Origin of the sequence: Emticicia aquatilis, assembly GCF_014644295.1 — a bacterium.
Classification (GTDB): Bacteria; Bacteroidota; Bacteroidia; order Cytophagales; family Spirosomataceae; genus Emticicia; species Emticicia aquatilis.
The window spans coordinates 144,903-169,152 of sequence record NZ_BMKK01000008.1; the positions used below are offsets into that span (position 1 = coordinate 144,903).

Sequence of the window (24,250 nt, forward strand, 5' to 3'; positions counted from 1 at the left end):
GTAGCTAAAAACTACACCCAAATTTATCTGAGCCTGACCCCAAAAAGTCGGGCTTTTTTATTGCCAAAAACTCAAAACAATTTTTAATTTTTAAAACAAAAAAACAAGATAACAAAATGCTAATGTTCAGAAACATACACCCCAAACCCGTAGGCTTACAAAGTCTGATTGTCTTTGCGTGGGGAGCGGTATGTCCGATTAGCAGTTATCGCCCGAATACAGATGCACAAGCAGATTTTGACAAAGCAATACGACTGAGGTACGAGTGTTTATGCCCATAGGTACGTTCTGGATTTGAACGCCCGCATAAAGCCCGACCTCAACCACAACGAGGTCGGGCTTTTTTATGGCCGATTTTCTCGAAAATTGAATTTTTTATTGAAAAAAATTACAACAATGGGCAAGCACCTATCAAAATCAGAACGAATCAGAATAGTTCGTGAAAAAGAACAGGCCGAGTTTGAGCTTCAGCAAGCATATCAGAAATCGGCCAGATTAAATCAAAGTTTTGTGCGAATCATTGAAGATGTACAAAACCTCAACCTCAGAAATGAATATGCCAACAATGAGCGATACCAATTTATGGTTTCATTTCTGATTCAGGCAGAGTTAGTTACAAAAAAAGAAATACTTAGAAAATACATTGCAAATCTGACTTTTCTGACCGAAAAACTCGAAGGAAAATGTCCAAAATGGTTTAAAGACAATGAGTTTATAAGAGCCTTGATAGAAGTAGCCAAGTATCGTTCGGCATGGATTCAGCCCATCGAAGATTGGAAGCCAAAAGCCAAAGGTGAGTATAAAAAATTCAAAGAATTGATAAATCATCTGTTTGCTCAATATAAATATCCGACGTTTTTGAACCACATATTTTTTTACCAACAAGACCATTTCTTTATTAAAGATTTTATCTTTTTGATGCAAGGTGGAAGCATCAAATATATCAATTCGATGATACCACTAACGCAAAAAATGAAAGTTGAGTTTATGAAAAGTCCAGATGGATTTCGAGTTTTTGAAGCTTTCAGATACGCACAAGTGCTTTGCTTAGGAGGCGACGAATTATTGGCACATCGAATAGCGTATTCGTGGCTCGGCCGAAGTGATAAACGAGACGAAATACTATGGGAAACATTTATCAGAATAGTGATTGCTGGAGGAATGTTTAACCTCGACAAAATCGGAGAATTGATTGATTATGTACGAAATGAAGTGAATCAAAATCCAATATATTCGCTCAAAGGCCGTACTCTCCAATCGTTGATGCGTCAGAGTGACACTTGGCACAATACGATGAATAAAGAACAACGCAAACAAGGTTTAGTTATCTGGAAATCAGGCAGTTTCGAGACATTTGAGATTGAAGATGGTAAATGTGAGGATGATGCAACACTAAAGGTGGTGGAGCTTTTATCGAACCGAGAGTTGGCCGATGAAGGCAAAAAAATGAATCATTGCGTAGGCTCATATACCTACTACTGCGAACGAGGAAGAACCAGAATCGTATCGCTTCGCAAGTATCATTTTGGCTTAGAAACCGACCGATTAGCAACTATCGAACTCGATATGCAAAGTAAGAGAGTTGTACAAGCAAAATACCGTTTCAATAGGCCAATCACCGAAAAAGCCCTGAGTTTTTTACATAAATGGGCAAGTTTGAACGGTTTCGCAATGGGGAAATATTTATGAATACAGGAATAAAAAAAACACTAAATCTATATAACGGTGCATGGATGCCTGAGTGGTGAAAGGGGCGGTCTGCAAAACCGTTAGTCGTGAGTTCGATTCTCACTCTATGCTCAAAATTGGGGAAGTAGTCCGTAATTGGTAGCGGGGCGGTCTGTAAAACCGTTGCTTTAACGCCTTAGAAGTTCGATGCTTCTCTTCCCCACAAAAATTACCGAGTCGTCCAGTTGGTTATAGGATATTAGACTTTGATTCTAATGATAATGGCAGCAGTCGCTACTGTTCAAATCTGTTCTCGGTAACTTTTTAGATGTTGCGATTAGTGTAGTGGTCAGCACGACAGTCTGTGGTTCTGTTAGCACGAGTTCGAAACTCGTATTGCAACCAAACAGCCCCTTAGCCCAACGGCAGAGGCACTTGCCTTAGGAACAAGTTAGTGTCAGTTCGAATCTGACAGGGGTTACAAAACATTATTTGGAGAGTAAAGCTATCTGGGATAGCGGCTTCCTGCTAAGAAGTTCGTACTGTAAAAGGTATTTGGTTCGATTCCAATGCTCTCCGCAATTAGTTCATTATCAACAAATTAAAAATTATTTTAAAAAATATTTTAACTACGCAAATAGGCTGCGTATTGAGTTCTGAACTTTGTATCATCAATCTGATAGATAAGTTCTTTAAAATAAAAATAGAAAAAACTGGGTGTTCCGCAGATGGTTATACAGGCTTGCTTTGGGAGCAAGTGTTCGTGAGTTCGAATCTCACTACTCAGACAAAAGAATGGTCAAGACTAAGTTACTTCAACTTCAATCCAGATGAAAAAACTTTTTCAATTACCATCTTTTAAAATTCGGATAGTAGCTCAGTTGGTAGAGCAACGAAAGTTTTAAAATTACCTAAAAGGTCAAGTTAAACATACTTCCTATTGGTTGGAGTTCCGATGGAACTTTTGGTTCGAATCCAAGCTGTTTAACAATTATCTAAAGGTCAAATAAAACTTACTTCACGCTTATGGAGCCGTGTGTCGCTGGTTCGATTCCAGCCTATCCGACTAAATTAAGGTCAAATGGTTCTTACTTCAAACACTCTTTTAGGTAGAAAAAGAAACATAATTATCTGATTTTTTAACAATGATTATAATGAAAAAATTATTAAAAGTTTCGCTTCGTCAGAATGCCATTTTTATTGCTAATGCTTCTATCATTGGTTCTCAAAAAGAGCTAAAAGGAACAACTTCTGTATTGGTTGCTAATCTTTCAAAATTAGGTTTTGATGTATCAGAACCTCTTTTGAAAGCCTTGAACCAGACATCTCCACAATTTCAACTGGAGGTTTTAAAAACCTTTCAGGAAGTAATGGGTGCAAATAAAAATTGGACACCATTAGTAAAAGGTTGGGATGTGCCTACTGGCGAAACAATTACCGACCACATCATTACTTATTTTGTAAATATCTTTGGAGGAAAAGGTACAAGATTAGGTTGCGGACATATTATTCCTGTAAATACTTTTCCATTGGAACGTTACAATGGATGTCCATTTTGCGGTACACCCTTTGAATTCGGAAAAATTGAAAATTATGGTCAAGGTAGCAAAAAGAAAACTTTAGAATTGTTGACGGAAGAAGAATTAGAGAGTTTCTTAAAAGACTTATTAACGTCAAAAACTGCCCTTGATGCCACGCAAGTAGATAGCTTGAAAATCTTGTTGACGGCATTGCCATTACCGACTGTTCAAATAGGTATGAAAGAAACTTTAATGATTGTGATTGATACGTTTATTGCTCAAAATCAAGCAGATAAAGCATCAGTTTTGTTCAATTCACCAAATGAAATCTTGCGTTACTTGTGGTACAAACACACAGGTTTCTTACAAATCATTGAGCCTAAAACTATCGTAAAACGTCATGCTAAAAACAATAAACATTTGGGTACTTGGTTGGATACCAGCGGAAAAGCTCGCTTCGAGAAAATAGCAGATTTGAAGTTAAAATACAGCAGAAAAGAAAGCTTAATGGTAGCCAAATGGCTAAATAATTTAGATTTAGATGCTGATAAAGCTTGTGAAATCATGCACCCAAAACGTGGAATGTGGATTCGATTTATCCGTGCTTTGCGTTTGGCCGAATATAGTAAAAGAGTTGGTTTTGAAAATTTAGCAGCATTGCTTGATACATTTTATAACAAGACGTATGAAGTTTGGCAAGGAAAAGTAAATCATTACCGCTTAAAGTCAGATGATGTTGAAACTTTCCGATTGTTGAAGCAACGTCCAGGCTTATTTGCTCGTTCACTTTTCGCAAATATGCTCTGGTTCGGAGCTGACGAAACGCTTGCTGCTTTCAGCGAAGTGATTGACAAAGTACCAGCACGTTTGGTTTTTACATTAAATATGTATGCTCAAAATTATTTCAATCCAAATAGCACTCGAGCCGTAAAACCTTTGGGTGGTGTTGCTAAGCATATTCCAGCAAATCAATTATTGGATATGTATGACGCTGAGCAATTGGCAGCAATGCAATCGAAAATTGAAGATTTGTGCCTTTTGGCAATGAAGAAACGCTTTGAAAAGATAGAAAATCCAAACAAAACGATGTTTATTGACCCTCAATTATTCAAAATTCCAGTAGCCATCGGCGACCGAAGTGATAGCATTCAAGATTTGCCTGTGGCATTGGTAGGAACACGATTTGCCGTTGAAGGTGATACTGTAAGGTTATTTATGCAATGGGGACAAGGTTTGCCAGCTCAACACATGGATATGGATTTAAGTTGCCAGATTGCCTATGACAATAGTTTAGATTTTTGTTCTTACTCTCAGTTAAGAACTAAAGGTTGTAAGCATAGTGGTGATATGAGAAGCATCCCAAACAGAGTAGGAACTGCCGAATATATCGACTTGAATATCAGCAAATTAGAGCAAGAAGGAGCAAAGTTTGTATCATTCGTTTGCAATGCGTATAGTAACGGAAGCATTACGCCAAATATGATAGTTGGTTGGATGAATAGCAATCATCCGATGAGAATTTCGGAAAGTACGGGTGTAGCGTATGACCCATCGTGTGTGCAACACCAAGTGAGAATCACACAAGGACTTGCCAAAGGGTTAGTTTTTGGTGTATTGGATGTTAAAAATCGTGAAATAATTTGGTTAGAAATGCCATTCCAAGGGCAAGTTGTGCAAGAGTTAAACTTAAAAGGTATTAATGCCTTATTAGCAAAATTGAACGCCAAATTGACTATCGGAAACCTATTGACATTGAAAGCCGAAGCTCAAAATTTAACATTAATTGAAGCCGATAATGCCGATGAAAGTTACACAATGCAATGGGCAATCAATGCTGCTAATGTAACAAAGTTGTTAGTAGATTAGAAACTTAGCCATCCAAGTTTTTGTGGCTTGGGTGGTTTTAAAAATATCAAAAAAATGAATTATATTATAGTAGATTTGGAAGCAACTTGCTTGGAAAACAGAGATAATAGCCCAAATGAAATCATAGAAATTGGTGCTGTATGTATCAATGAAAAGCAAGATATAATTGGTGAATTCAATCGTTTTGTAAGGCCAAGCATACACCCTATCCTTTCAGATTTTTGTATAAATCTCACATCAATTTCTCAGGAACAAGTTAATAATTCTAATACTTTCCCATTAGTATTAGCAGAATTTAAGGAATGGATTAATAGCTTTCTTGATGATTATTTACTTTGTTCTTGGGGGTTTTATGACCAAGTACAATTAAAAAACGATTGTCAACTACATGGATTGGATATTGATTGGTTATACAACCATATTAGTCTCAAACATCAATATGCTATCATAAAAAAGACCCGTTCCATGGGAATGAAAAACGCATTAAAAAATGAGAAGTTAATATTAGAAGGAACTCACCATAGAGGTATTGATGATGCAAAAAATATCGCTAAGATTTTTTGTAAGTTATTCAATAAATGGAATTTCTCTAAACGTAGAGAATAATCGAGCCTAAAATTTTCTTGATTTTCAAAATCAACTTTTAAACTACAAAAATGAACATAACAATACAACAAATAACAGCCCTTGCACCAATTCCAGAAGATTTGCATGACGCATTTCTCAGAGTTGCCAAAGGGCTAACCGAGCGAGCCGAATATCCAACCGAGAAGGTGCTGACCTTATTCGCTCAAATGCTCGAAAATCCCAAAAAATACGCTTATTCAAAGAATAAAGTAACCAATTTGGCCAAGAAAATATATGATTTGCAAGTAGAGACAGGGCATACCCTGTCTTTAACCAACGAAGGCCGTGCCTATATTCCAAAAGAAGAATTCATGCAAATAGATGAAAAGCCAAAGTCTCAGGCAACCGAATTTAATCTACGATATGAAAACGTAGCCTACACAATCTATGGTAAAAATTTCATTGAGCAAGGTGCTTTAAATCAGATGAATACAGCTGTAAGTTTGCCAATTTCGATAGCTGGGGCATTAATGCCCGATGCACATCAGGGCTACGGCTTGCCAATTGGTGGAGTTTTGGCCACGGAAGCTGATAAAATAATTCCGTATGCCGTAGGAGTCGATATTGCCTGCCGCATGTGCTTATCCGTTTTTGATGTTTCGGCAGATATTTTCAAGCGAAAACCACATCTCTTAAAACGAACTTTGCTCGAAAACACCAAGTTTGGTATCGGTGGCGAAACTGCTCATAAATTTGATGAATCGGTAATGGATAAACCCGAATGGACAGCCACCAAAATTATCCGAGATTTGAAAGACAAAGCCTATCGCCAACTTGGCACATCGGGGACTGGGAATCACTTTGTAGAGTGGGGCTTATTGGAAGTGACCGAACATGATGATTTACTTAATTTGCCAGTTGGTACATATTTGGCTTTGCTATCACATTCAGGTTCACGTGGTTTTGGTGGGACAGTTGCTGGGCATTATTCAAAAATTGCCATGCAAAAAACTGTCTTACCAAAACAGGCAGCTCATTTGGCATGGCTCGATTTAAACACCGAAGAAGGGCAAGAATATTGGATTGCCATGAATCTTGCGGGCGATTACGCCTCGGCCAATCACCACGAAATCCATGCAAAAGTTGCTAAGGCAATTTCTGAAAAGCCACTTTTAATGGTCGAAAACCACCATAATTTTGCATGGAAAGAGCAGTTTGATGGAAAAGACGTTTTGGTTCACCGCAAAGGAGCAACTCCAGCGGGAAACAACGATTTAGGAATTATACCAGGCTCAATGACTGCCCCAGGTTTTGTAGTACGTGGCTTAGGAAATACTGACTCAATCAATTCAGCCTCACACGGAGCGGGTCGTCTGATGAGCCGAACAGCAGCTTTTAATTCGGTCACTAAAAATTCGATGAATAAAATACTGAACGAACACGGTATCGAACTCATCGGTGGAGATTTAGACGAAGCACCAATGGTTTATAAAGACATCAATGAGGTAATTTCAGCTCAAACCGATTTAGTAAAAGTTTTGGCGAAATTCACTCCAAAGATTGTTCGAATGGCCGACGCTAATCGAAAAGAAGGTAGAGAAGATTGAAAAAAAGCTGGGTGAATCTCACCCAGCTTTTAAATATATTGCTTTGCTATTGAATATTTATTGTTTCACAATCGTAATTGGAACACAAATTTTCGGTGGACAAACCGAACAACTCGCTGGTGGAGTGACACTTGTTGTCAATTCACATCCATTGGCGTCGATAATTTTTAGTGTACGTACACCACCACTAATCAAACCTGCTGAAATAGTAGGAGGAGTAGTTGCATTATAATTATAAGTCACCCCAGTCGATACATTATTTAGTAAAACTGTATATGTAGTTCCACTTCCGCCCGAAGGATTCAAGACGATTGTAAAGGTATCGTCAGCCGATGTGCTTGGAGTGCCTGCATTACTACAGAATGTAACTGCATTTGCCGATAATGGAGCAGGCTTTACCGTAACAGTAACTGAGCTTGTGCTTACGCAACCAGCTGTACTGGTAGCTGTCACAGTATAAACAGTCGTAGATGTCGGATTAACTGTAATCGAAGCGGTTGTCGCTCCAGTACTCCAGAGCAATGTTCCAGTACCTGTTGCTGTAAGTGTAGTCGGTGTACTTCCACAAATTGCTACATCTGCTCCTGCACTAACCGTTGGTAGTGGATTTACATTTACTATCACAGGGCAACAATTTCCTGTTAGACAACCAGAGGATGCCGTAAAATTGACTGAGTAACTACCACTTTCTGTGACGGTAAATGTTGCACTGGTGGCACCCGAAATTAATACATTGTCTTTATACCATTGATAGCTTGGAGCTGTACCTGGTGCAGTAAGTATAAGAGATTGTCCCTGACATATTTGTATTGGCACAGATACACAAGCACTGGCAATGTCGTCTTCGGTAGTTACTCCATTATTATATGGCGAATCGGTATCAGTTTCGAAAGCTGATACGATTTCGGCAAGGTTGCTAATTACACCCACAGAATCAACCTTTGCAGTAAGTTGTAACGATAAAATATTAGTTGTTCCGCCTAAAGCACTACCAATATTCCAGATACCTGTTGTCGGATTATAAAGCGTTCCAGTAGCAGCCGAATGAGAAACATAAGTAAAACCTGCTGGTAATAAATCTTTCACTTTTAATCCAGTTGCATTTAAAGTCGTTACGTCACGTGTTGCAGTAATCAAGAAATTTACGTTAGCACCTAATGCTGGCGTTGCGTTATCCACTGCTTTTGTGAGTGAAATATCAATTAAATTTGAATCACAAGCATCAGGAACACCGTCGCCATCATTGTCTAATAAATCATTACCAGAACATTTATCCATACAATCAGGCACGCCATCTCCATCAGCATCTAATTTTACGAAAGCATAATAAACATCGTATGATGCTCCAACTGCAGCCAAACTCGAAAACGTTATTCTAATTTTATTAAATGTGCCAATTGCTTTCACCCCTATTTGATATGCTGGGTTTGCACCTCCGAGTGCTACCGCTGTCAGAAGAGAAGCACTGTTGACATTTTGTACCAAAGTTGCTCCATTGTAAAGCTGTATTGATATCCCCCCCAATAAAGTCAAATCTAATAAACCAGAGTTATTCTTGAGTAAAAAGCCAGCAAAAGTGCCAGCTGCATAGGTAGAGGCTGCCGTTACTTCTATTGATTTTGTACAACCTAAACCAACTGCAATAGTTACATTTGCGGCTAAAGTTGTGTCACCCGTAACATTAGCGATGTTATTAACGCTACTTAATAAACACAAGCCCGAAGAACCAACAACAGCATTTCCTGTTACTTCAGAGCCAGTCAGTGCATTTACACAATCATGGGCACAATTGGCAGGCCCTTCAAAAGCTCCATAAACTCGAATAGAAGTCAATGCTCCGACCGTACCATTCGATACCAAGCGAACTTCATCAAAATCTTGGGTTGTTACAAAACTCAAAATCTGTTTTCCATCAGAACTACCCTGTAAAACAGATAAAGATAAAAGAGAGCCTCCTCCGCTAAACATTCCCGTTTCTTTCAAAACACCATTGCGATAAGTCTCTACCTTCAGATTCCCTAAAATGCTGGCACTTAACAAACCACCATCTGGCCCGATAATAAAACCTGCTTCGTTTCCCCCTGGATAATACTGAAGCGAATCTTTAATAATAATAATTGGGGTATTGTTAACTAAGCTGACAGGAAGTGTGGCCACAGCATAGTTACTTTGGTCTCCGTCTATTATATTAGGGGCATTTGCGGTCCCACATAGTAAACAAACTCCACCTCCTGAAACACTGCCAATATAGGCACCACGCCCAGCAATTGGGTCCATGCAAATTTTGTTATTTTCAATAGTTTGGTTTTGCGAAAACCCCTGAAAAGTGACAAACAATAAACATGTTACAAATAAGCATACAAACTTTTTCATAAGCGTATGAATTTTATGATGAAACAATAAAAACATCTACGCTTAATCGCACAATTTCTATGCCTTTCAAAGGTGTAAAACAAATAAAAATTTCGCTTTAAATTACAATATACAACTTAAAATGACGTATATTGGTAAGTTAACGTTAATATACGTTTTAAAAAAACAAGGGTAAGATAGCCAATTTATGCCCGAATGCTCAATACTCAGAAAAAACGAAAAAATTATAAAATTTCTCTTAAAAATACCTTCCAATAAATTTTAATGAATCCATAGAAAATTGGCATAAAAAATGTGGCCAAAAAAAATGGAGTTTGCGTGATAACACAAACCCCATTTCTATGTTTAAAGTAATTATTTAAAGCGAATTAAGTATCATCTCCGCACCTTTCTCGGCAATCATATACACAGGGGCATTCGTATTTCCCGAAACAATGGTTGGCATAATTGAAGCATCAATTACTCGCAATCCTTCAATGCCTTTTACCCTAAGTTGGTTATCAACTACAGCCATTTCATCGTTGCCCATTTTGCAAGTTCCAATTGGGTGATATACAGTTTCAAGTTGTTTTTTGAGGTGTAGCATAATTGCATCATCCGAACTCATATCGGGTGGAGTAATTTGTCTTTTTCGATATTTATCAAAAGCCGAAGCCTGAATCACTTCAATGGCTTTCTTGGCTGCTTTCAGTAGTGTAATTTGGTCTTGTTCAGCTTCCAAAAAATTCGGTTGTATAATTGGGTCGTCCATGGCATTATTACTTCCCAGTCTTACATAACCTCTACTTTCTGGACGCAGAAGCGTCGGCAAAATCGTAAATCCATCGTTAAACGGAAACGTTTTCATATCATAAAAATCATAATCGTAACCTTCTCCAACTTGTAATGATGCAAAATGAAACTGATAATTCACTCGGTCGGGGCTATCATCGGTCATCCAAAATGCAGCCGACTCAAGTGGACTAATCGTAAAGATTCCTTTCTTGGTAAATACATATTTCATTAAGCCTTTTAATTGATTGATAGGTTTTAGGTGATGATTCTGTCCAAATTCTTGATTTGACAAACAACTTACGCCCGAAAACAAATGGTCTTGCAGGTTTTTACCTACACCCGAAAGGTTTTTCTTGCATACAATATTATGTTTTTTCAACTCATCGGCATCACCCACACCCGAAAGCATCAAAATCTGTGGCGAGGCAAACGAACCCGCCGACAAAATCACTTCTTTATTGGCAAATACTTTATCGGTATTATTTTTACCAACAAAATATTCTACACCAACAGCTTTATCATTCTCAATCAGAATTTGTTTTACAGCAGCATTTGTCTGCACAGTCAGATTTTTTCGGTGCATCGCAGGCTTCAAAAATGCGACAGCTGCACTAAATCTTTTCGCATCTTTAATCGTAAACTGCAATCGGCTTGCACCTTCTTGCTTTTCACCGTTATAATCATCGTTACGTCTGATACCCGACTCATCGCAAGCAGCCACAAAGGCATCCGAAAATGGCGTATCAAATCTCGTAGCGTATGTTACATTGAGCAATCCATCGGTTCCATGATAAGGATTGTTAATCTGCTCATTGGCTTCTGACTTCTTAAAATACGGCAAAACGTCTTCATATCCCCAACCTTTATTTCCAAATTTTGCCCAATCATTATAATCTTCTTTGTTTCCTCGTACATACGCCATAGCGTTGGTCGAGCTGCTTCCGCCCAACGTTCGGCCACGTGGCAAGTAAATTCGCCTGTTCAATACGTGTTTTTGGGGTTCGGTACTATACCCCCAATCGACTTCTGATTTAAATAGTTTGGCATAGCCAGCTGGAATATGGATTTCCATTTTTTTGTCGGGTCCACCTGCTTCCAATAACAAAACCTTATTATTGGGGTTTTCTGAAAGCCGATTAGCCAAGACACAGCCTGCCGAACCAGCTCCTATAATAATGAAGTCGTAACGCATGATTTATAGTTTTTTAGGTTGAAATAAATGTAATTTTGAATGAGTGAATGATAGAATGAATGAATACAGGAAGAATATATTATATACATGTTTATTCTATCATTGAAGCATTCGCTCATTCAATCATTAAATTTACGGAGAAAGTCTTTCAATTTTCCAATCGTCACCAACTTTTGTAAACAAAATTCGGTCGTGTAAACGATTCGGCCGACCTTGCCAAAACTCAATTCTTTCGGGGTTTACACAATAGCCACCCCAGTGAGCTGGTCTTGGAATAACTTCGAGGTCTTTAAACTCATTTTCTAATTCACTCAGGCGATGTTCGATAACCTCTCTGCTTTCAATGACCGAACTTTGGTTCGATACCCAAGCTCCAATCTGACTACCACGAGGACGTGAGTGATAATACTCATCCGATTCATCGCCACTCACTTTTTCTATACTTCCTTCAATTCGTACCTGACGTTCTAAATCACCCCAAAAAAAAGTCAACGATGCAAAAGGCGTTTCGGCTACTTCATTTCCTTTATTACTTTTATAATTTGTGTAGAAAGTAAAGCCGTTTTCGTCGAAACCTTTCAATAAAACAATCCTTCCGTGCGGTTTTCCCGCCGAAACAGTTGAAAGTGTCATGGCATTGGGTTCTAAAATTTGGGCATTCAAAGCTTCCGTAAACCACTTCTCAAATTGTTTAATTGGATTCTTTAAAACATTTTCTTCTAACAGTTCGTTTCGAGTATATGATTGCCTAAGGGCAGCAACATCTGTTTTATTCATTAGTTTGCAACGTTTTTAAGTTTTTTTTCGTATATAACATATATATAAGGAATGAAGTTTTTGAAACCTTCGGTAATTCCTTCATAAATTTATTACATTTGCAAATCTAATGAGAACTTTTTAGAACATTCAAAAATGACCAATAAAGAATTGGATTTGACAGAAAATGCCACGGATGCTACTGCCAACGAAGAAACCCCTTCGGCAACAGTAGAAAATTCTACAGAAAATGTAGAAAGTAAAACCATTGAGGAAACAGCCAAAGATAATATGAACGAGCAAAAAGACACAATCGAAAACGCAACCGAAAATGCGGTTGAAGAAGCAGTAAACACCGTTGAGAATACAGCAACCGAAACAATTGACACAGTTACAGAAGTGGCAAGCGAAACTGTTGCAGAGGTAGAAAGTGTGGCGTCGGAAATAACGGAAGCAGTAGAAAGTACCATCGAAGAAACCCCAGCAACCGAAGCATCTGCTCCAGTAGAAGAGCCAATAGCAGTTGCTCATAGCGAAGATATAATTGCTTCGATTGAGCCATTGGCCGACGAAGCAGAATTGGCCATTGAGCCAATCGAAGAGGTAACTCCTCAAGAAGAAGTTGATTATAGCAACTTCACCAAAAAAGATTTTGTTGACCTCGGCGAAAAACTTTTGGCGTCAATCAAGGCAGAAGGCGTAAGCGTATCAGATGTAAAAAATGCTGATGTCGTGATGCGTGAAATCAAGCCAATTTTTGATGACCTGAAAGCACGCGAAAAAGCCGAGGCTTTGAAAAAATATATTGCTGATAATGGCAACAACGAAGGTTTCGAATACAAAAACGATAATTACGTTGTTCGTTTCGAATCTTTGAATGCTCAAATCAGAGATGCTAAAAATTCATTCTTCCAAAAAATCGAAAGATTAAAAGAAGATTATTTCGAGCGTAAGACTCAATTATTACAACGCCTCCGTGAAGTGGTTGATGAAGAAGAAAAAGGCGGCACAAAAAGCAACTGGCAAGAATTTAAGAAAATTCAAGAAGATTGGAAAAATGCAGGAAATGTAAATTCTCCGCACAATACCACACTTTGGTCGGCTTATAATGCTTTAGTTGATAGATATTTCAGCATTCGTCATATCCAAAACGAACTCAAAGACCTCGACCGTAAGAAAAACTTTACGGCTAAGGCTGACATCGTTGTGAAAATCGAAGCCATTGCTCAAGGAATCGAAGAAGGTGGTTTGAGTAATACAACGCTACGCCAAGCAAACGATTTGTTGGAAGAATACAAACACATTGGTCCTGCCGCTCGCGAAGCTCAAGATGAACTTTGGAAGCGTCTGAAAGCAGCCTTCGATATTATTCACAACAAACGTCGTGAGCAATCGGCCCAAACAAATCAGTTACAAGAAGAAATCTACGCTGCGAAACTTCGTTTGGTAGAAAATCTTAAACCATACATTGAGTTCAACACCGATAGCATCAACGAATGGAACGCCAAAACCAAAGAAGTAATGGCAATCCAAGACCAATGGAATGCCATTAAAGGTGCTATGCCAAAAGAAAAAGGAAAAGATATTAGCCGTGATTTCTGGGGCTTGTTGAAAACCTTCTTCCGTAATAAAGGCGATTTCTTTGCAAAATTAGAAGCTCAAAGAGAAGAAAACCTCAAAGCGAAAATTGCTCTTTGCGAACAAGTAGAAACTTTGGTTGCTTCAGAAGATTATTCGGCATCCTTTACTGATAAAGTAGTTGAACTTCAAAAAACTTGGAAAACAATTGGCCACGTTCCAGAAAAAATGAAAGATAAAATCTACGAGCGATTCAAAAAAGCTTGTGATGAGTTTTTCAATGGAAAACGTGCTAAAGGCAACGCCATCGAGTTAGAATACGAAGAAAACTTGAAGCAAAAAATTGCTATCTGTGAAGAAATCGAAGCTTTAGCGAAAAGTGGAGATACGCAACTTGGCAAACTTTCTGAGTTCAAGGCTCAGTACAACGCCATCGGTTTTGTACCTCGCAAAGAAATGCAAAATATCCAACGCCGATTTGTTGATGCCATTAATTCATTCGTGAAAGGTAGCACAGGCATCAGCGGTGCAGAGAAAGAGAAAATGGTACTCCAAAACGAAGTTGAGGTCGTAACCAAAGGCGATAAAGGCGGCTCGAAAGAGTTGGATAAAAAAGAAAACGATATTCGTCGTAAGATGAAAGCCATCGAAGATGATATTCATTTGTGGCAAAACAACATCGAGTTCTTTGCTCGTTCTAAAAATGCAGCTTCGGTTCGTGCAGAATACGAAACCAAGATAAAAGGAGCAGAAAAAGAACTTGCTGAATTAAAACAAAAATTAAAGATTATCATCGCCGCTGGCGAATAATTCACACAAAAAATAGAGGTATCAGCAGATGCCTCTATTTTTTTTGAAAATTTTTTACTTTTTAAATCACTGACTTCCAAATACTTACCTCAAAGTTGTGCAAAAAGCTTAAAAAAAGTTTATAAAACACTTGCGTAATATTTAATATCACACTAATTTTGCACCACAATAACAGAGAGACGAACTCAATTCAAAACTCTTTATCGTAAATTGCCTCCATAGCTCAGCTGATAGAGCAACTGACTTGTAATCAGTAGGTCGCTGGTTTGATCCCGGCTGGGGGCTCGAAAGTTCACAGAATACTTTTCAAAAATTTTGTAAATAGTAAATTTGCCTCCATAGCTCAGCTGATAGAGCAACTGACTTGTAATCAGTAGGTCGCTGGTTTGATCCCGGCTGGGGGCTCAGGAAAAGAGTTACAATTAGCGTTGTAACTCTTTTTTGCGTTTATACGTTATCTATTAAAATATTGGCGTAGTATGAAGCAAAAGATTTTAAGAATAATCAAATATTCGTTCTTAGGTTTATTAGTGGCGTTGATACTTTTCATTGCGTTTAATGTCGATTCGAGTATTTATGCCTACCGACAAGCCAAAGGGCAACTCAAAATTATATTCAATACTCGTCCTGTCAGTGAAGTTTTGGCCGATAAATCTTTTCCTGATTCACTTAAAAAACGAATTTTATTAATTGAAGAAATAAAACGCTTTGCGGTTGATTCGTTGGGGCTGAATCCGTCGGATAACTATACCACTTTCTACGACCAACACCAAAAGCCAATCTTGTGGGTAATTACGGCCTGCGAGCCATTTGAACTGAAAGCCAGAAAATGGGATTTCCCGATTGTGGGAACATTTAGCTACAAAGGTCATTTTGAAAAAGCCATTGCCGATGCCGAACTCAACGAACTAAAAAAGCAAGGTTTTGATACGCAACTCAATGAAGTATCGGCCTGGAGTACGCTTGGCTACTTGAAAGACCCAATTTTAAGCTCAATGCTCGAAAAATCTGAAGGGCGTTTGGCGGCACTGATAATTCATGAACTAACGCATGGTACGCTTTTTGTAAAAAATAATTTAGAGTTCAACGAAAATCTGGCCGATTTTGTGGGAGACTACGGAGCGATACGTTTTCTGACAAGTAAATACGGCAAAAACTCAAAAGAATTGGAGCGATATCAGTTCTCAAAAAAATACAATGATGCCTATAGTCAGCATTTATTGAGAGGTGCCAAGAAATTGGATAGTCTATACAAGAATTTCGATAAAAAAATGACGATTCAAGAAAAGAAACGTCAGAAGATAGCAATGATAAGTACGATTATCAATAAGAGCGATACACTCTTGGCAGGAGAATTTCAGAAACGATTAATTAGCCGCAAGAAATGGACTTTAAACGACAATAATTTGCCCAACAATGCGTATTTTATTGGGTATCTGACTTATCAAAGCAAACAGAACCAGTTTAAAGATGAATTTGTTAAAGAGTATAAAGGAAACTTTAATAATTACTTAACATATTTGAAGCAAAAATATCCGAGTAGTATTGTTTTCTAAATAATAGCATCCTTCAAAATTCTAAACTAAAATGAGTTTTCTCAAAAAAATCTTATTTTTATGTATCATTGTCACTACGAGTTCGTTTGTGGTGAGCGATAGCTATCGCTATTTACCGAATCATGCGTTTAAGGCGGGCGAATATTTTGAATACAAAGTTAAATATGGATTTTTGAGTGTAGGCGAAGCTACTGTTGATGTAAGTCCACAGATTTACTCAGTTAATAATCGTCCGTGTTATCGGGTAAATATTTTTGGCCGCACTACTGGGCTTACTGACCTTTTTCATATTCGTAATACTTATCGTTCGTATTTGGATACTGCGGCTATCTTGCCACAGAAATTCTTGATGGATTTGCAAGAAAACAATTACCGAAAAGAACAAACCATCACTTTCGACCACCTTGCAAACGCAGCCGTACGAGAACAAAACAAAGAGCGTAAAAACTTCAAACTACCCGATAATGTGCATGATGTGGTTTCGGGGTACTATTTTCTGAGAACGATTGACTTCACGAAAGTAAAAATTGGAGAAACGGTTTCATCAAATATGTTTTTCGACGATGAAATTTACAATATGCGAGTAAAATATAACGGAAAAGGCGTGGTGCGTACGAAATATGGAAAAATTAATGTAATTAAGTTGAATCCTATTTTACCAAAAAATAGTATGTTTGATGGCGAAGATGCCATCAGAATTTGGGTTTCTGATGATAAAAATCGAGTGCCAATCAAAATTGAAGTTGACTTCTCGGTTGGTGGAGCTACAATGGAGTTGAAGAATTACAAAAACACCAAATATGCTTTTGATTGGCAGTAATTGGTGATTGGTTACTGGAAATTTGTTTTGTAAACCGTAAGTAGAAATATATTCTTACAAAAAATGCCTTCCCAATTAGAGAAGGCATTTTTTTGTTTTATCTACGTCCGTGACTGCGGCTGCTTCTGTTATTATCGCCTCGATAACCACGACTTTGGTTGCCATAACTGCGGCTATAATTTCTATGATTATCGTAGTAGTATCTTCTTGGCGGAGCAGTATATACACGCACTTGTGGTCTTATGTACGGTCTGTAACCATAATACGGTCGTGAATAATAACGGTCACGATAAGCATAACCGCTATAAAAACAACTCGACAGACTGAGCGACAATAAAGCAAAGATACCTGCCAATGTCAACAAGCGAAGTTTCGATTGATTTTTCATAATTCTAACATTTTTTTATTGTAGATGCTTGAAAACGCTAAAAGGTTGCATTTCATATACCTTTAGACAATTTTAATTCTAAATTCCCTCATTTTTAAAGTTAAAATTTAATTAAATTGCAGGTGCTTTGAAAAAACTGTAATTAATGGCTCTCACTGAATCGAATATGCTACCCATCGGGACAATCGCACCCGATTTTAGTTTGATAGACACTGTATCAGATAAAGTTTTATCAGTTAATGAATTATTCTCTGATAAAGCTACAATTGTAATGTTTATATGTAATCATTGTCCGTACGTAATTCATGTCAAAGATGAGTTAGTGCGATTAGCCCACGATTATCAACCTAAAGGTGTCAAACTCGTAGCAATTAGCTCAAATGATATTGAAAAGTATCCACAAGATGGCCCAGAAGCCATGAAAGAGTTTGCACGAGAGAATGGCTTTACATTCCCGTACCTTTACGACGAAACCCAAGAAGTAGCTCGTGCCTACGATGCCGCTTGCACCCCTGACTTCTATATTTTTGACGGTAAAAAAAAACTTCGTTATCGTGGACGATTAGACGAGTCTCGTCCGAGAGTCGAAAGTCCAAAACCAGTTACTGGGAAAGATTTACGAGGAGCGTTGAACGCTATTTTGGCTAATCAGATGATTTCAGAAATACAGTTTCCGAGTATGGGCTGTAATATCAAATGGAAAAACTAAACACTATTATTATATAAATTTCTATATTTAAGCCTAACCTATATAATGCTTCAATCAACTACTTCTCAGAAATACCGTTCGTTTTCATTACTATTTATTTTCTTTTTCTCAGGTTTTGCGGCTCTAATTTATCAAGTAATATGGCAGCGTTGGTTGGTATTTTATACAGGTATTAGTTCTGTCAGTATTAGTCTCATCGTATCTGCTTTTATGGCTGGCTTGGGCTTAGGCTACTTAGCAGGTGGTCAAATTGCCGATAAAGTTGGTAAAAATAAACCTATATTATTCTTTGTTTTGGCCGAGTTGGGAATTGGCATTTTTGCATTGGTCAGCAAATCAATCATTTATGATTGGCTCTATCAATCGAATATCCTCTCGGGAGGCTCGCCTTTTCAGACTTACCTGACTTTATTCTTGATTTTGCTTTTTCCTACATTTTTGATGGGGCTTTCGTTGCCTTTGCTATCAAAAGCATTTGAACAGAAAAATGCCGAAAATCAGGCCAGTTATATCAGTTTATTGTATTTTACGAATACTCTTGGAGCAGCCGCAGGAACATTTATTACAACCTTTATTCTGATTCGTGTTATTGGATTTGAAAATGCTGTGCGTTTGGGAGCATCATTCAATTTCCTTTGTGCTATTACGGCTGGGGTAATCTATTACTTCCAAAATCAAGATACGGAACCTGCAACAAGCCAGACTATTGAGACAGAAAAAGGCTTTACTTGGAACAGAAATTTTACGTACTGGATACTGCAATACACTGCCTCTGGATTCATGGCGATTTGTTTTGAGATTATCTGGTTTAGGATGATAGAAACCATGATGAAATCTATTGCCCTTACGTTTTCGATTATTCTGACAATCTATTTGGCAATGATGGCGATTGGGACTTATACGGGTGTAAAAATGGCTAAAAAATTGCAAAATAATCGCTTGAAGTTATTCTTAAACACCCAATACTTATTATATATCTACTCGATTGGTGCCATTTTGATTTTACAATGGGCAGTTTCTGATGTTTCGGCACTTTCATTTTTGTTTGAATATTTCCAAAGCTACGAAACATCCTTCGCTCCAAAAATTGCCATTTCAACAATGTTTGTGATTCCATTTTTTCTGATGGCTGTTCCGACATTTATTATGGGTTTCAGTTTTACTCTTTCTCAATTAATCATTCAAGATAAATTCGATGAAGTGGGCAGAAAAGTTGGTTGGTTACAGTTCGTAAACATTGTTGGTTCTACGATTGGGGCGTGGTTTGTTACCTTAATTGGCTTTAATCAACTCGGTACTGCACTGACTATCAAGTTAGTAAGTCTCATTGGTTTAGTTTATGTGGTGGCATTGCACCGTAATAAATTCAATAGTCTGCTATCAAGAATCCTGATGGGGGCTTCATTGATTTTGGTCATTGTGTTATTGCCGAATAATGAAAAACTTTGGATGAAACTCAGTGGTATGGCCGATGAAAAGGCATTTATCGTAAAGGAAGACGAAACTGCACTTTCATTTATCAAAACACTTGGCACTGAATCTTATGTTTATGTCAATGGTTTGGGGCAAAGTATGTTTCCGTTTAAGAGTGATATTACACACTTTACATTGGGGGCGGTTCCTGCATTGATTCATCCAAATCCTGTCGATATCGGTATCGTTGGACTTGGTTCTGCTTGTACGCTCTATAATGCGGGCGGACGTGCCGAAACTCAATCTTTAGATTGTTTTGAGGTAATTGTAAATCAGCCAGAAGCGGTAAAAGAATATGTCAGACGAACAAACGATAGCACAGCTTTGTATATCATGAATGATAAAAGAGTTAATGTGATTTTGCAAGATGGGCGATATTATTTGCATCAAAACCCGAAACTTTATGATATTTTGGAAGCAGATGCCTTACGTCCGAAATCATCTTATTCTGGCAATCTATATTCGGTTGAATACTTCAAATTATTGAAATCAAGACTAAAGAAAGGTGGATTGGCCATCACGTGGGGAGCAACAGGCCGAATTAGAAATGGTTTTGCGGAGGTTTTTCCGTATATCTATGAAATTGATGGCTTTATGATAATTGGTACTGACCAACCTTTGGAATTTGATGAAAACAAGATTTTTGAGCGATTAGAAAATTCTTTCACAAAAAATCACTACGGACGTGCGGGCATTAAAGTTAGAGAGAACTTGGAGAAAGTAATAAAAAAGCGAGTGGTATTACAAAATGGCACCGTACAAAAGGCAAAATCTTACAACTCTGATATGTGGCCCAAAGATGAGTTTGATTATGGAAAACTTTGGGAGAAAATTCTTGGCAAAGAAGATTGATTTTGAGTAACCTTCATACTTATTTTTTGAATTTTAACGTTTACTTTTCATAAAAGCAATGTTATGTATTCACGTATTCTTATCGCAATAAGTTTGTTTTTTGTATTAGCATGTAGCAAAACAGAAACACCAACACCCGTTGATACGACTTGGCAACCAAGTACGATTGATGGGCAATTTGTGTTTAATACTTTTAAGAGTGCTGGGCTGGGCGGCAGTAGAGGCAAGATACAAAAGTGGCCTCAAAGTGAGGTATATTACTGGTTCGATACAGAAGGAACAGGAACAAGTAGCCTTGTAGCAATTTCGGACAGTGTTTTTAGTCAGATTAATCAATATAGTCAATCGACGAGATTTATTAAAACTGCCGATGAATCGAAGGCCAATATTAAGATTTTCTCAGGGCGTGATACTGAGTTTGAAGCGAAGTATAAATTAAGTTTGCAAGGCGAATTACAAGTTGGTGGAACTGCTTTTATGTCGATTTCGAGTTCAAAAAACGAACTTGAGAAGGTCGTAATTTGGGTAACAAGTGTTTTCCCAATGCTTGACCGCCGATTGATAAGTCGCCACGAGATTGGTCATGCGATTGGCTTTTCGCACGTACCGACTAAACGCTCAATCATGTGGGATACGATTGATTTAGAATATAACCCAACCGATTATACTGATGTTGATAAGAACTATATCAAAATCCTTTATGATAGTCGCTCAAAGGCAGGTATGACACATGAAGATTTATTCCCTGTTTATAAGGATGTATTGAAGTAAACATAAATACCTTATTATCAGATACCTTTAGATAATTTTTCAAAATAATAAATAGATGATTCAAACCTTTTTACAGATATTTGAATCAATGTAGGAAAACGCACCTCCATACCTATTATTAAATGAAAAACTATACTTTACTGGTACTGCTGATTTTTATCATCGGTTGTTCACACAATAACAATGAAATTATACCAAACAAACAGCTTCATTACACAAATAACGACACACCCGCCTTTCTGGCTGACTCAATGCTTGTCGAGGGATACTTCAATCAATTTTCGTTTCTACAAGAAGATACCGCTTATTTACACCTTAATTCAAAAGTCATTTTAAAAAATGCTACTTTAGGAATTTATGATGTAAACAAACAGCTCAAAGATTATATCAAGTGTGATATTATACCACAAAAAATAGCCAACACCGACCCTTACAAAAACGGTTATGGCTACAAAGTATCATACAAATACATCATTCCATCAAACCTCAAAAGTGGGCTTTATTTTTTAGCTAATAATATGCCTTTTTTAGTTAAAAATGGTAGTACAAGCAAGCCAAAGATAGCTATCGTTCATCCAAGCAACACCGACATTGCCTACAACAAAAATGGAGGAATGAGTTATTACTATCCTTCTCACCAAAATCGAGCGAGGGTTTTATCGAAAGAACGCCCGTGGACATTCTCTGAAAATGGAAATAGTACGAGTTTTTATCAATGGCTTGGTAGTTTACCCTACTCGTTTGATTTTTTATCGGATGAAGACATCGAAGATTATAATAGAATTAAAGATTATCAGATTTTGATATTTATTGGTCATTCAGAATACTGGACTCGCACCGCTCGACTGAATTTCGATAAGTTTATCAATGAAAATCATCATGCAATCATGCTTTCGGGTAATAGTATGTATTGGCAGGCTCGATACGACGTTAAAACCCCAAGTCAGCAGATTTGTTATAAATATGATGCCTTTACAAGCGACCCAATCAGTGATATTTTACTTAAAACTGGCCGTTGGGAAGATGCACGTTTAAATTTGAATCCATTGCTTTCGATAGGTAGTAATTATTATACTTATGGAGGATTTCAGAATCCTGCTAAAGTTGGTTTTGGTGGATATAAGATTTTAAAGCCACAAAATGAGCTTTTCAAAGGCTTAAATTTTAAATACAATGATGTGATGAAATTTGCTGCCGACGAATATGACGGAGCTAAACTAAGTTATGTCAAAAATCCTGCAAATGGAGCTGATGTTTATCCTGTTTATGATAATGTGGCTACCAATTTCTATAAAGTACAGCTTTTGGCTTATGATTTGGCAGTGCCTGATTGGGGTGGAAATGATGTACATTCAGGGGGGCTTATTATCTTGAAGAAAAAAGCTACTTCGGGAGTAATTATCAACGTAGGAGCTTCTAACTGGTGCAAAGAAATCAGTAAACCTGAAATCAAGAAGATTACTACTAACGCCATAGAAATTCTTCAAAAGAGTGATAAGGAGTTGGAGGGATTGTTTAATTAAGCAGGATACAAAATCATATTGAAGTACGTAATGTGTAGTCCTGCTTTTTATTTTTTTATTCAATACTTAGTTGAAAATAGTTGGAGTTTTTGTGGTTGTTGATAACCTAATTGTGCGATAGTTTTCTTTATTTTTTCGGTAGCCTGCTTTTTATTTTCGGCGGCCATGAAGTCGTGAATTTTAAAATCTTTAGCTTCTGCTTTGTATTCGTAGATTTTCATTTTTTTTAATTATGATAAAGATTTAGAACTACTGTTTATAAATCTTTTCTCAATAATTAGGTCAGAAGCCTTTAGAAAATCTTTTTCAGAAAATACAAGAGAGATAAATTTTGTGTAGGTTGGTTGAAACTATTAGACAGTTGTTTCTGGGTTACAATCTTTAACATACCACCAGTCAGAAAACATATTCCTGAAATTGTAAGTGCATCTTCCCAAAAGTTGATAAGGGCGAACTTATTATGGAATATTGAAAGCCCTGCAACCACACAAGAAGCTATAACAAGACATACTCCAATAAAAAGTAAAAAATAAGTTGTATCGTTTACTGCTCTTATGAATATGATGATAAAAATGAAACCTAAAAGAAAAACAACTGTTACCGAGAGTGGGGCATGCAAATCATTGATGTAAGGCAAAAAATTAGTAGTAAAGTAAAGAATCGACAATAAAATCACAAAAACACCAAGTATTAAAACCCATTTTGTTCCCAAAAAGAGGTACTCATTGTTTCGTTTAATACTTAGAAGTAGAAATGTAAGTGAAAATATCGAGATAAGCATTTCTATTGCAATACCTACTTGATTATGTCGCCAAATGGGTATTAAACTACCTAATGCAGTGCAATTCAAGAAAATGATGAAATAAATATCTTGAGTTGTGAGTGCTTTTTTTCGATAAGAATAATAAAAAAAAGTACTAAAAAGGCAAAAAGAGACATTTACCATGATTCTTAGATTCGTTTCGAGAAAAAACGCCACAATCAGGTATAGGAAAAGTATCGTATAGTATGCAAGCAGTTTGTTATCCTTCATGTTGCTGAAAGATTTAGTTGTGGCAATAATAAATAAAAAACTTAATATTTCAAGAAAGTGCCTTATTTTATATTGCAAATATTTATTAAACGTATTGCAAATGCCGAGATAGGCGTGTTATGAAGTAATTCTACTAACTTTGTGTATCGAAATCAAAGTATCATAGAATGAAAAATTTTAATCTTAAATCATACCATGTAAGAGGAATGAATGCCTCGACTGAAGCAGAAAAACAAGCAATTAATCAAGAACTGAAAACGTTATACGAAAGTCTTTCGGAAGAAGATAAAAAGGATTTTAATGAGCAGTTACAATCATTTCTGATAAAAGAAATGGCTGCCATCAAATCGGTCTATGATGCTACACAAACAGATGATTTGAATTGATTTAAAAAAAGCCCTCCCCAATCGGGGA

General features: G+C 37.2%; 19 protein-coding genes and 7 tRNA genes. 20 read left to right on the plus strand and 6 right to left on the minus strand.

Going from position 1 to position 24,250, the window contains the following annotated elements; all coding sequences use genetic code 11:
- Positions 1 to 122: 122 nt before the first annotated feature.
- The 10 genes from IEX65_RS18930 (at position 123) to IEX65_RS18975 (ending at position 7,228) form a co-directional block, all read left to right on the plus strand.
- Positions 123 to 281, plus strand: coding sequence for a hypothetical protein (locus IEX65_RS18930; RefSeq protein WP_188768243.1), 159 nt, complete (start codon positions 123 to 125; stop codon positions 279 to 281).
- A 115-nt stretch (positions 282 to 396) separates the two neighbouring features.
- Positions 397 to 1,689, plus strand: coding sequence for a PcfJ domain-containing protein (locus IEX65_RS18935; protein ID WP_188768244.1), 1,293 nt, complete (start codon positions 397 to 399; stop codon positions 1,687 to 1,689).
- A gap of 38 nt (positions 1,690 to 1,727) precedes the next feature.
- Positions 1,728 to 1,800: transfer RNA gene (locus IEX65_RS18940), tRNA-Cys, on the plus strand.
- A gap of 7 nt (positions 1,801 to 1,807) precedes the next feature.
- Positions 1,808 to 1,891: transfer RNA gene (locus IEX65_RS18945), tRNA-Tyr, on the plus strand.
- A 108-nt stretch (positions 1,892 to 1,999) separates the two neighbouring features.
- Positions 2,000 to 2,071 (plus strand) — tRNA-His (locus tag IEX65_RS18950).
- A 5-nt stretch (positions 2,072 to 2,076) separates the two neighbouring features.
- Positions 2,077 to 2,149: transfer RNA gene (locus tag IEX65_RS18955), tRNA-Leu, on the plus strand.
- A 232-nt stretch (positions 2,150 to 2,381) separates the two neighbouring features.
- Positions 2,382 to 2,456 (plus strand) — tRNA-Pro (locus IEX65_RS18960).
- Between the two features lie 366 nt (positions 2,457 to 2,822).
- Positions 2,823 to 5,054, plus strand: a complete 2,232-nt coding sequence (locus IEX65_RS18965) for a hypothetical protein (RefSeq protein ID WP_188768245.1) — start codon at positions 2,823 to 2,825, stop codon at positions 5,052 to 5,054.
- Between the two features lie 54 nt (positions 5,055 to 5,108).
- Positions 5,109 to 5,660 carry a 3'-5' exonuclease gene (locus tag IEX65_RS18970; protein WP_188768246.1) on the plus strand — a complete coding sequence of 184 codons (552 nt, stop codon included), beginning with the start codon at positions 5,109 to 5,111 and terminating at the stop codon, positions 5,658 to 5,660.
- 50 nt (positions 5,661 to 5,710) lie between these two features.
- A complete protein-coding gene (locus IEX65_RS18975; protein WP_188768247.1) occupies positions 5,711 to 7,228 on the plus strand; it encodes an RtcB family protein in 1,518 nt (505 codons plus the stop codon).
- A gap of 57 nt (positions 7,229 to 7,285) precedes the next feature.
- Here IEX65_RS18975 and IEX65_RS18980 read toward each other — a convergent pair whose 3' ends face one another.
- The 3 genes from IEX65_RS18980 to pdxH all read right to left on the minus strand — a co-directional run bounded on the left by IEX65_RS18980 (position 7,286) and on the right by pdxH (position 12,344).
- Positions 7,286 to 9,505 (minus strand): Ig-like domain-containing protein, encoded by a 2,220-nt coding sequence (locus IEX65_RS18980; RefSeq protein WP_188768250.1) that lies wholly within the window; start codon positions 9,503 to 9,505, stop codon positions 7,286 to 7,288.
- Positions 9,506 to 9,959: 454 nt separating this feature from the next.
- Positions 9,960 to 11,567: a GMC family oxidoreductase gene (locus tag IEX65_RS18985; RefSeq protein WP_188768251.1), complete on the minus strand. Its 1,608-nt coding sequence runs from the start codon at positions 11,565 to 11,567 to the stop codon at positions 9,960 to 9,962.
- A 132-nt stretch (positions 11,568 to 11,699) separates the two neighbouring features.
- Complete coding sequence (gene pdxH / locus IEX65_RS18990; RefSeq protein ID WP_188768253.1) at positions 11,700 to 12,344, minus strand: pyridoxamine 5'-phosphate oxidase; 645 nt, start codon at positions 12,342 to 12,344, stop codon at positions 11,700 to 11,702.
- 135 nt (positions 12,345 to 12,479) lie between these two features.
- Between pdxH and IEX65_RS18995 the strand changes: the two genes are divergently transcribed.
- The 5 genes from IEX65_RS18995 (at position 12,480) to IEX65_RS19015 (ending at position 17,087) form a co-directional block, all read left to right on the plus strand.
- On the plus strand, positions 12,480 to 14,711 hold the full coding sequence (locus tag IEX65_RS18995; protein ID WP_188768254.1) for a DUF349 domain-containing protein: 2,232 nt from the start codon (positions 12,480 to 12,482) through the stop codon (positions 14,709 to 14,711).
- A gap of 212 nt (positions 14,712 to 14,923) precedes the next feature.
- Positions 14,924 to 14,996: transfer RNA gene (locus IEX65_RS19000), tRNA-Thr, on the plus strand.
- 47 nt (positions 14,997 to 15,043) lie between these two features.
- Positions 15,044 to 15,116: transfer RNA gene (locus IEX65_RS19005), tRNA-Thr, on the plus strand.
- Positions 15,117 to 15,190: 74 nt separating this feature from the next.
- Positions 15,191 to 16,267 carry an aminopeptidase gene (locus IEX65_RS19010; RefSeq protein WP_188768255.1) on the plus strand — a complete coding sequence of 359 codons (1,077 nt, stop codon included), beginning with the start codon at positions 15,191 to 15,193 and terminating at the stop codon, positions 16,265 to 16,267.
- 31 nt (positions 16,268 to 16,298) lie between these two features.
- A complete protein-coding gene (locus IEX65_RS19015; protein WP_188768256.1) occupies positions 16,299 to 17,087 on the plus strand; it encodes a DUF3108 domain-containing protein in 789 nt (262 codons plus the stop codon).
- A gap of 97 nt (positions 17,088 to 17,184) precedes the next feature.
- On the opposite strand, the gene IEX65_RS19020 is transcribed toward IEX65_RS19015, so the two are convergent.
- Entirely contained in the window at positions 17,185 to 17,475 is a 291-nt protein-coding gene (locus IEX65_RS19020; RefSeq protein WP_188768257.1) for a hypothetical protein, read from the minus strand.
- 145 nt (positions 17,476 to 17,620) lie between these two features.
- Between IEX65_RS19020 and IEX65_RS19025 the strand changes: the two genes are divergently transcribed.
- The 4 genes from IEX65_RS19025 to IEX65_RS19040 all read left to right on the plus strand — a co-directional run bounded on the left by IEX65_RS19025 (position 17,621) and on the right by IEX65_RS19040 (position 22,803).
- Positions 17,621 to 18,184, plus strand: coding sequence for a thioredoxin family protein (locus IEX65_RS19025; RefSeq protein WP_188768258.1), 564 nt, complete (start codon positions 17,621 to 17,623; stop codon positions 18,182 to 18,184).
- 45 nt (positions 18,185 to 18,229) lie between these two features.
- Positions 18,230 to 20,509, plus strand: a complete 2,280-nt coding sequence (locus IEX65_RS19030; RefSeq protein WP_188768259.1) for a fused MFS/spermidine synthase — start codon at positions 18,230 to 18,232, stop codon at positions 20,507 to 20,509.
- 63 nt (positions 20,510 to 20,572) lie between these two features.
- Positions 20,573 to 21,280 (plus strand): matrixin family metalloprotease, encoded by a 708-nt coding sequence (locus IEX65_RS19035; RefSeq protein ID WP_188768261.1) that lies wholly within the window; start codon positions 20,573 to 20,575, stop codon positions 21,278 to 21,280.
- Between the two features lie 122 nt (positions 21,281 to 21,402).
- Complete coding sequence (locus IEX65_RS19040; protein WP_188768263.1) at positions 21,403 to 22,803, plus strand: N,N-dimethylformamidase beta subunit family domain-containing protein; 1,401 nt, start codon at positions 21,403 to 21,405, stop codon at positions 22,801 to 22,803.
- A gap of 59 nt (positions 22,804 to 22,862) precedes the next feature.
- Here the strand turns inward: IEX65_RS19040 and IEX65_RS19045 are convergent, their stop codons facing one another.
- Together IEX65_RS19045 and IEX65_RS19050 are read right to left on the minus strand one after the other, a co-directional pair.
- Entirely contained in the window at positions 22,863 to 23,024 is a 162-nt protein-coding gene (locus IEX65_RS19045) for a hypothetical protein (protein ID WP_188768265.1), read from the minus strand.
- A 71-nt stretch (positions 23,025 to 23,095) separates the two neighbouring features.
- Complete coding sequence (locus IEX65_RS19050; RefSeq protein WP_188768268.1) at positions 23,096 to 23,836, minus strand: hypothetical protein; 741 nt, start codon at positions 23,834 to 23,836, stop codon at positions 23,096 to 23,098.
- Between the two features lie 167 nt (positions 23,837 to 24,003).
- On the opposite strand from IEX65_RS19050, the gene IEX65_RS19055 reads away from it, so the two are divergent.
- A complete protein-coding gene (locus IEX65_RS19055; RefSeq protein WP_188768270.1) occupies positions 24,004 to 24,222 on the plus strand; it encodes a hypothetical protein in 219 nt (72 codons plus the stop codon).
- Positions 24,223 to 24,250: the final 28 nt, after the last annotated feature.

Excerpts from the sequence above, each read along its gene's own strand:
- IEX65_RS18930 (WP_188768243.1), top strand. The coding sequence starts at position 123 with ATGTTCAGAAACATACACCCCAAACCCGTAGGCTTACAAAGTCTGATT.
- IEX65_RS18935 (WP_188768244.1), top strand. The coding sequence starts at position 397 with ATGGGCAAGCACCTATCAAAATCAGAACGAATCAGAATAGTTCGTGAA.
- IEX65_RS18965 (WP_188768245.1), top strand. The coding sequence starts at position 2,823 with ATGAAAAAATTATTAAAAGTTTCGCTTCGTCAGAATGCCATTTTTATT.
- IEX65_RS18970 (WP_188768246.1), top strand. The coding sequence starts at position 5,109 with ATGAATTATATTATAGTAGATTTGGAAGCAACTTGCTTGGAAAACAGA.
- IEX65_RS18975 (WP_188768247.1), top strand. The coding sequence starts at position 5,711 with ATGAACATAACAATACAACAAATAACAGCCCTTGCACCAATTCCAGAA.
- IEX65_RS18980 (WP_188768250.1), bottom strand. The coding sequence starts at position 9,505 with ATGGACCCAATTGCTGGGCGTGGTGCCTATATTGGCAGTGTTTCAGGA.
- IEX65_RS18985 (WP_188768251.1), bottom strand. The coding sequence starts at position 11,567 with ATGCGTTACGACTTCATTATTATAGGAGCTGGTTCGGCAGGCTGTGTC.
- pdxH (WP_188768253.1), bottom strand. The coding sequence starts at position 12,344 with ATGAATAAAACAGATGTTGCTGCCCTTAGGCAATCATATACTCGAAAC.
- IEX65_RS18995 (WP_188768254.1), top strand. The coding sequence starts at position 12,480 with ATGACCAATAAAGAATTGGATTTGACAGAAAATGCCACGGATGCTACT.
- IEX65_RS19010 (WP_188768255.1), top strand. The coding sequence starts at position 15,191 with ATGAAGCAAAAGATTTTAAGAATAATCAAATATTCGTTCTTAGGTTTA.
- IEX65_RS19015 (WP_188768256.1), top strand. The coding sequence starts at position 16,299 with ATGAGTTTTCTCAAAAAAATCTTATTTTTATGTATCATTGTCACTACG.
- IEX65_RS19020 (WP_188768257.1), bottom strand. The coding sequence starts at position 17,475 with ATGAAAAATCAATCGAAACTTCGCTTGTTGACATTGGCAGGTATCTTT.
- IEX65_RS19025 (WP_188768258.1), top strand. The coding sequence starts at position 17,621 with ATGGCTCTCACTGAATCGAATATGCTACCCATCGGGACAATCGCACCC.
- IEX65_RS19030 (WP_188768259.1), top strand. The coding sequence starts at position 18,230 with ATGCTTCAATCAACTACTTCTCAGAAATACCGTTCGTTTTCATTACTA.
- IEX65_RS19035 (WP_188768261.1), top strand. The coding sequence starts at position 20,573 with ATGTATTCACGTATTCTTATCGCAATAAGTTTGTTTTTTGTATTAGCA.
- IEX65_RS19040 (WP_188768263.1), top strand. The coding sequence starts at position 21,403 with ATGAAAAACTATACTTTACTGGTACTGCTGATTTTTATCATCGGTTGT.
- IEX65_RS19045 (WP_188768265.1), bottom strand. The coding sequence starts at position 23,024 with ATGAAAATCTACGAATACAAAGCAGAAGCTAAAGATTTTAAAATTCAC.
- IEX65_RS19050 (WP_188768268.1), bottom strand. The coding sequence starts at position 23,836 with ATGAAGGATAACAAACTGCTTGCATACTATACGATACTTTTCCTATAC.
- IEX65_RS19055 (WP_188768270.1), top strand. The coding sequence starts at position 24,004 with ATGAAAAATTTTAATCTTAAATCATACCATGTAAGAGGAATGAATGCC.